Annotated in this window: 3 protein-coding genes; 1 reads left to right on the forward strand and 2 read right to left on the reverse strand. The window is 61.6% G+C overall.

Annotated elements, in window-relative coordinates:
* Positions 1 to 497: aldehyde dehydrogenase family protein (locus ABY403_RS16230; RefSeq protein ID WP_372841848.1), on the reverse strand; the 497-nt coding region annotated here is incomplete at its 3' end.
* Between the two features lie 162 nt (positions 498 to 659).
* On the opposite strand from ABY403_RS16230, the gene ABY403_RS16235 reads away from it, so the two are divergent.
* Positions 660 to 1,313 (forward strand): peroxiredoxin, encoded by a 654-nt coding sequence (locus tag ABY403_RS16235; protein ID WP_372841849.1) that lies wholly within the window; start codon positions 660 to 662, stop codon positions 1,311 to 1,313.
* Positions 1,314 to 1,317: 4 nt separating this feature from the next.
* Here ABY403_RS16235 and ABY403_RS16240 read toward each other — a convergent pair.
* Positions 1,318 to 1,782: TetR/AcrR family transcriptional regulator (locus ABY403_RS16240; RefSeq protein ID WP_372841850.1), on the reverse strand; the 465-nt coding region annotated here is incomplete at its 5' end.

A 1,782-nucleotide genomic window follows, 5' to 3' on the forward strand; every position in this document is an offset into this window, starting at 1 on the left:
AGCAAGGCCGGAACGACCTTGAGCGCGATCTGGTTCATCGGCCAGTTCCACGGCGTAATCAGCCCCACCACGCCCACCGGCTCAAACGAAATGCGGGTTCTGGGGGCGTGCGGGCCAAGCGGGCGCACAAACTCGAAGGTCTTGAAGGCCGTGATGAAGTTCTTGATGTGCGAACTGCCCGCGTTGACCTGATCGACACGCGCCATATCGATCGGCGCGCCCATCTCTAGGCTGATCGCGGCACCCATTTCCTCGGTGCGCTGGGTGTAGGTGGCAAGGATACGCTCGACCAGCGCCAGCCTTTCTGCTGGCGCGGTGGCCCGCCAGCCGGGCAGGGCCGCGCGGGCTGCGGCCACGGCGGCATCGGTATCGGCCTGTGCGCCAAGCGAGATTACCGCGCAGGCTTCCTCGGTCGATGGGTCGTAAACGATGCAGTCTCGTGCAGTTGCTGGGCCGACCCAGCGGCCGTTGATATAGAAGTCACGTTTGGTAATCATGAGGGCCTCCCGAATTGCGCGACATGCTGGCACCAGCGCGCGTCGGCTGCAAGGGCTAGGGGGCGCTAGAAAATAAACAAAATAACTGCGCAAAGGGGCTGAAACCGGGCGCCGTTGCACTTAGTTTCATTCTCGATCATGCAACTAAGAAGGATTACCCCAATGGGTTTGCGCATCAACGATATTGCCCCCGATTTCACTGCCGACTCGACCCAAGGCACGATACGGTTCCATGACTGGGTTGGTGATGGCTACGCCATCATCTTTTCGCACCCCAAGGACTTTACCCCGGTCTGCACCACAGAGTTTGGTGCCGTGGCCGTGCTGGCAAAAGAGTTTGAAAAGCGTAAGACCAAGGTGATCGGCGTCTCGGTCGACTCGGTTGACGAGCACCAGAAATGGGTTGCCGATATTGCCGCCTTTGCGGGCAACCCGGTCAACTTTCCGATCATCGATGATACCTCGCTGACCGTGGCCAAAGCCTATGACATGCTGCCCGCAGATGCCTACCTGCCCGATGGCCGCACACCGGCACATTCGGCCACGGTGCGCACGGTTTTCATCATCGGGCCGGACAAGAAGATCCGTCTGACCATGTCCTACCCGATGTCAGTGGGCCGCAACTTCGCCGAGATTCTGCGCGCGCTTGATGCGGTGCAGGTCACGGATGGCGCGCCCTTCGCAACGCCGGCCGATTGGCGGCCGGGGCAAGACGTGATCGTGGGGCTTGCGGTATCGACCGAAGATGCCAAGGCGCGGTTTGGCAAGGTCGATGTGAAGCTGCCCTATCTGCGCACCGTCAAGTTGCCTGTCTGATCGCCTAGTCAGGCACCATCGCGGCGACAAGCCGCGCAATATCGGCGGCCATGTCCTCGCGCGTGGCCGCCGCGTCGGAAATACCGAACGCTGCGCTATAGAGGATGCGCCCGGCTTGCGCGTCCTCCAAAACATCGCCAAGCGCGGCAATCAGACCGGTCCCGAACGCATCAAGGCGCGCGGCGACCTGCGCCCGCGTCGCCAGTAATTCGGCGGCGTGCGCCGAGGCGCGGACCGTGTCGAAAAGTATCCCGTGTTTTGCAATCAATGCCGCGGTAACGCGTGCGCTGCGTGTGCCCGGACCGGCTAGCGCCGCTTGTGCCGCCTTGCGCAAGGTTTCGAAAAAACGGGTCGCAACTGCCTCGAAGGCGGCGTCCTTGTCGTGGAAATAGGTATAGAGCGTGACCTTTGAAATGCCCGCCGCTTCAGCGATGCCTTCCACCGTGGTGCCGCGAAATCCGTGCAACAG

It is taken from the genome of Phaeovulum sp. (assembly GCF_041596715.1).
Lineage (GTDB): Bacteria > Pseudomonadota > Alphaproteobacteria > Rhodobacterales > Rhodobacteraceae > UBA6213.